The following is a 4,986-nucleotide window of genomic DNA, read 5'->3' as shown; positions in this document are numbered from 1 at the left end:
ATCATGAACCGCGCGCATTCGTTCTGGAGCATGGGCTTTTTCGGCGCCGGCCTGTTCGGCGCGGCGCTCGCGCATCTCGGCATATCGCCGCAACTGCATCTGGCGCTGATCGTGCCGATCGTCGCGATCTCGATGGTGCTGTTCCTCGGCGGCTACCAGCCGGCGCCGAGCCGCTTCGCCGGCACCGGCGAGAAGGCGCCCGTGCTGGCGCGGCCGACGCTGCCGATCCTCGTCCTCGTGGCCGTGACGCTCTCCGCGATGCTGATGGAAGGCGCCAGCATCGACTGGTCGGCGATCTACATGCGCACCGTGTTCGAATCGGGCCCCTTCGTCGCCGGCTTCACCGTGGCGCTGTTCGCCTTTTCCCAGGCAACCACGCGCTTCTTCGCCGACAGTTTCGTCGACCGCAATTCGCCGAGCGGCGTGGCGCGGGTGCTGCTGGTGATGATGGCCGCCGGCGTGCTGATTATCTTTTTCTCGCCTGCGCCGTTCTTCTCCATGCTGGGCTTTGCCTTTCTGGGGATCGGCACCAGTGCCCTCTTCCCGCTGGCGATCTCGGCCGCCGCCCAGCGGACGGATCGGCCGGCGGCGATCAATGTCGCGGCGCTGTCGCAGATCTCCTTCGTCGCTTTCCTGCTCGGCCCGCCGCTGCTCGGCTTCGTCTCCGACCATTGGGGCATCCGCTCGGCCTTTGGCATCGGCGTCCCCTTCGTCGTCCTCAGCCTGCTGACCTCTGGATCGCTTGGCCGGCGGCCAGCCGCGGACAAATCCGCCGCGCCGGCGGACGAGCCGCTCGAACCAACGCGGGACAAGATGCTGGCGCGGACCGGCGAGGCTTGACCGTTCTCGTGGCGTGGCAGACCTGCCACGAGCAATTGGACATATCCTCGCTGTAGTTAGCCGGGAATTGCCGCTGGTATTGGCCAAGGCGATGGTTCAAGAAGGGATCACCGACACGTGATTGCTTCATGTCCTCCATCCGTCCGCTGATCCCGCTCCTTCTCGCCGCCGGCATCCTGCTCGGCGGTAATGGGCTGCAGAGCACGCTGATCGCGCTGCGCGGCGCACAGGAAGGGTTTTCCGCTTCCGACATCGGCCTGATGGGCACCTTCTATTTCGCCGGCTTCCTGCTCGGCTGCTTGGCGATCACCCGCATCATGAAGGCGGTCGGCCATATCAGGGCATTTTCGGCGCTGGCAGCGATCGCCTCGGCGGGCACCTTGCTGCTGGTGCTGGTTCCCGATCCGGTAATGTGGTGCGCGGTGCGCTTTGCCGGCGGTTTCTGCTTTGCCGGGCTGTTCACCATCGTCGAAAGCTGGCTGAATTCCGGCGTCGCCAACAAGGATCGCGCCCGCGTGCTGGCGATCTACCGGATGGTCGACACCGGTTCCGTCACCGGCGCCCAGTTCCTGATCCCGGTCTTCGGCGCCGGCGGCTTCACCATCTTCGCCATCATGTCGATCATGATCACCTTGTCGCTGGTGCCGGTCTCGCTTGGCGACCGCTCCAATCCGACGCCGCCCGAAGACGTCAAGCTCGACCTGGCGCGCGTCTGGCGGATTTCGCCGCTGGGCTGCTTCGGCTGCATAGCAGTCGGCGTCACCAACAGCGCCTTTCGCACATTGTCGCCGGTGTATGCCGAGCAGATCGGCATGTCGGTCGCCGATGTCGTCACCTTCGTCAGCGTCGGCATCTTCGGCGGCGCCATCATCCAGTATCCGCTCGGCTATCTCTCCGACCGCTGGGACCGGCGCCGGGTGCTGCTGATAACGACCTGCTGCGCGATGGTTTCGGCACTGGCGCTGGTGTTCATCGCTGGCAGCAATCCGCTGCTCAACTTCATCATCATCTTCATCTTCGGCTGTTTCGCCATGCCGCTCTATTCGCTGTCGGCGGCGCATTCCAACGACCGCGCCGACACGGGCGAGTTCGTGCTGATCAATGCGGCCTTGATGCTGTTCTATTCCTTCGGCGCCATTGGCGGCCCGTTCGCCGCCTCGACGGCGATGCAGTATTTCGGGCCTAGCGCGCTGTTCGTGTTCAGCGCCGTGGTCTATGCGATCTTCATCGCCGTCATCCTCTACCGGATGCAGGCCCGGTCCGGCGTGCCGGCAGGCAGGCGCAGCCGCTTCACCGCACTCTTGCGTACCTCGACGGTTTTCGCGCGGCTGGCCAAGAGAAACAGCGATTCCGACGGGCAGGTTGGGTCGTGACGATAGCGCCAAAGCTTGACGAAAGCCCCGCCGGCTGAAATCTAGGAAGACCTTACTCCTGCCAAAAGCGATTTGATGCACGTCATCACCACCCAGAAAGAACTCGAGACCGTTCTCGCCGCTTTCGAAAAGTCGGATTTCGTCACCGTCGACACCGAATTCATTCGAGAAACGACCTTTTGGCCGATTCTGTGCCTGATCCAGATGGCCGCACCCGGCGTGACGGCGCTGATCGATCCGCTGGCGCCTGATATCGACCTGAAGCCGTTCTTCAAGCTGATGGCCAACGAAGCGGTGGTCAAGGTCTTCCACGCCGCGCGGCAGGACATCGAAATCATTGTCCATCTCGGCGATCTGGTTCCGCATCCGGTGTTCGACACGCAAGTGGCGGCGATGGTCTGCGGCTTCGGCGACAGTGTTTCCTACGATCAGCTCGTGCAGCGGATCACCGGCGCGCGGCTCGACAAGTCGTCGCGCTTCACCGACTGGCGCCACCGGCCGCTTTCCGACAAGCAGCTCGACTACGCGCTGGCCGACGTCACCCATCTGATCGAGGTCTATCAACACCTCAGCGCCGAACTGGAGCGAGAAAACCGCGCCCATTGGCTCAACGAGGAAATGGAGGTCCTGACCTCGCGCGAGACCTATGATCCGCACCCCGAGGACGCCTGGAAGCGCCTCAAGATGCGGCTGCGCAAGCCGCAGGAACTGGCGATCGTGCAGGGCGTGGCGGCGTGGCGCGAGCGCGAGGCGCGCGAACGCGACGTGCCGCGCGGCCGCGTGCTCAAGGACGACGCGATCTACGAGGTGGCGCAGCAGGCGCCGCGCGACGCGGCAGCCCTTGGCAAGCTGCGCACCACGCCGAAAGGCTGGGAGCGTTCCTCGACGGCGACGGCGCTGCTTGGCGCGGTCAACACCGCGCTTGCCTTGCCCAAAGAGCAGATGCCGAAGCTGCCGAAGAATTTCCAGCCGCCCGAGGGCTCGAGCGCTGCGGCGGAACTGTTGAAGGTGCTGCTGCGGATCGTCGCCGAAAAGGAAGGCGTGGCCTCGAAAGTGCTGGCCTCCAGCGACGACATCGATCGCATCGCCGCCGAGGGCGAGGATGCCGACGTGCCGGCCCTGCAGGGCTGGCGGCGCGCGGTGTTCGGCGAGGCGGCGCTCAAGCTGGTGCGCGGCGAGATCGGCATCAAGTTCGACAAGCGCAAGATCGCCGTGTTCGACCTGTAGCCGCTGTACCCCCACACCGCTCCGCTTTGCGGAGCTACCCTCCCCTTGGGGAGGGTAAACACCTGCTCAAACCACGCCGAGCAGGTGCAGCGCGAACCAGATCCATCCCAGCAGAAGAATCACCGCTCCGACGAAGAAAGACCGGCTGCGCAGCAGCAGGTTGTTGCTCGTCAGGTGAACCCAGGCATGGAAATAGCGCGACGCGACAAAAATCCACATCAGCGCCAGGGTCAGATAGTTGACGCCGTTGGTCAGGTGCAGCGTCAGGCACAGCACATAGAACAGCACCGGCAGCTCGAACTGGTTGGTGAGATTGGCGGCAACGGTGATGCTGGAGGCCGGCTCGGTCGAGCGCACCTTGAACTGACCGGCTTTGGCTTCGCCTGACCTGACTGCGCCGTATCTGCGCCGACCCAGGACGCAGTAGACGATGTAGATCAGCAGCACATGCGCCAGAACAGGCCAAAAGATCGTGGTCTGGTTCATGAAGTGCCCCCTGCCCGGGTGGGCTTTGTGTGCGGCATCAAGCCTGGCGTGCCTGGCCTGCCAGCCAGAAGGCGGCAATGACGATCGCCGGGATGGCTAAAAGCGCGAATTTGGTCACGATCAGCAACGAGGCGAAAGACAGCGAATCCGGGTTCGCCGACAGGAAATCTGACAGAAGCCGCGCCACCGCGATGTTCTGGACGTAGTCGGCAAGCGTGTAGGGCAGAACCAGAACCAGCGCGAAGATCGACTGCAGCTGCCCCGGCAACACACGGAAAGCCCTTAATCGCCGACCGGTTGCCAGGATCAGGCTGACCAGCGTCACCGACAGCAGCGCCGGGAACAGCAGATCGAAGGTCAGATAGTGCCAGACGAGAATGATCTCGCCACCGCGCCGGCCGAGCGCCGTCAGCCAGGCCATGCCTTCGTCCGGGGTGAAGCCGAAAATACGCATGTCGAGTGACGGCAAGCCACCGCTCAACTGGCGAAAGTAGAAGAATTCCAGCACCGTCATGGCGATGAAAACCACCGCCGACAGGAAACAGAGCGCGCCCACATGGCGCGACAGCCGCAGGATCGTCGCCGTCAGGCTCCGCCCGAGCCCGTACTGGTCAGGCTCCGCCGGGATAGTTCGGGCTTTCGCGGGTAATCGTGACGTCATGGGCGTGGCTTTCACGAAGTCCAGCATTGGATATGCGCACAAAGGTGGCGCGTTCGCGGAAATCGGCAAGGTCGCGGCCACCAACATAACCCATAGCGGCTTTCAGCCCGCCTGCAAGCTGGTGCAGCACGCCAGACACAGGTCCTTTGTAAGGAACCTGCCCTTCGATGCCTTCCGGGACCAGTTTCAGCGTGTCGCGCACCTCGGCCTGGAAGTAGCGATCGGCTGAGCCACGGGCCATGGCGCCGACCGAGCCCATGCCGCGATACGCCTTGAAGGAGCGGCCCTGGTGCAGATAGACCTCGCCCGGGCTTTCATCGGTTCCGGCCAGCAGCGAGCCGATCATGGCGGCACTTGCGCCGGCGGCGAGCGCCTTGGCCAGATCGCCGGAATATTTTA

6 protein-coding genes are annotated in these 4,986 nt (G+C 64.0%); 3 read left to right on the top strand and 3 right to left on the bottom strand.

The window, feature by feature from the left end:
* The 3 genes from EN993_RS31255 to rnd form a co-directional block, all read left to right on the top strand.
* On the top strand, window positions 1-840 hold an 840-nt coding region (locus EN993_RS31255; protein ID WP_127265695.1), incomplete at its 5' end, for an MFS transporter.
* Between the two features lie 128 nt (window positions 841-968).
* Window positions 969-2,213: an MFS transporter gene (locus tag EN993_RS31250; RefSeq protein WP_127265694.1), complete on the top strand. Its 1,245-nt coding sequence runs from the start codon at window positions 969-971 to the stop codon at window positions 2,211-2,213.
* Window positions 2,214-2,288: 75 nt separating this feature from the next.
* Entirely contained in the window at window positions 2,289-3,440 is a 1,152-nt protein-coding gene (rnd, locus tag EN993_RS31245; protein ID WP_109668530.1) for a ribonuclease D, read from the top strand.
* A gap of 66 nt (window positions 3,441-3,506) precedes the next feature.
* Here the strand turns inward: rnd and EN993_RS31240 are convergent, their stop codons facing one another.
* The 3 genes from EN993_RS31240 to EN993_RS31230 all read right to left on the bottom strand — a co-directional run.
* Window positions 3,507-3,926: an MAPEG family protein gene (locus tag EN993_RS31240; RefSeq protein WP_126068767.1), complete on the bottom strand. Its 420-nt coding sequence runs from the start codon at window positions 3,924-3,926 to the stop codon at window positions 3,507-3,509.
* Between the two features lie 37 nt (window positions 3,927-3,963).
* A complete protein-coding gene (locus EN993_RS31235) occupies window positions 3,964-4,587 on the bottom strand; it encodes a hypothetical protein (RefSeq protein ID WP_126068766.1) in 624 nt (207 codons plus the stop codon).
* A partial coding sequence (locus tag EN993_RS31230; RefSeq protein ID WP_206532445.1) for an IMP dehydrogenase occupies window positions 4,538-4,986 on the bottom strand: 449 nt, incomplete at its 5' end. The genes EN993_RS31235 and EN993_RS31230, both read right to left, overlap by 50 nt.

The sequence above is a fragment of the Mesorhizobium sp. M7D.F.Ca.US.004.01.2.1 genome (assembly GCF_003997785.1).
In the GTDB taxonomy this organism is placed as follows: Bacteria; Pseudomonadota; Alphaproteobacteria; order Rhizobiales; family Rhizobiaceae; genus Mesorhizobium; species Mesorhizobium loti.
The sequence above is the reverse complement of the archived record's forward strand: the minus strand, read 5'-3'. Positions and strand labels throughout refer to the sequence as shown.

What these genes read in the sequence shown, in the direction of transcription:
- EN993_RS31250 (WP_127265694.1), top strand. Translation starts at nt 969, where the DNA reads ATGTCCTCCATCCGTCCGCTGATCCCGCTCCTTCTCGCCGCCGGCATC.
- rnd (WP_109668530.1), top strand. Translation starts at nt 2,289, where the DNA reads ATGCACGTCATCACCACCCAGAAAGAACTCGAGACCGTTCTCGCCGCT.
- EN993_RS31240 (WP_126068767.1), bottom strand. Translation starts at nt 3,926, where the DNA reads ATGAACCAGACCACGATCTTTTGGCCTGTTCTGGCGCATGTGCTGCTG.
- EN993_RS31235 (WP_126068766.1), bottom strand. Translation starts at nt 4,587, where the DNA reads ATGACGTCACGATTACCCGCGAAAGCCCGAACTATCCCGGCGGAGCCT.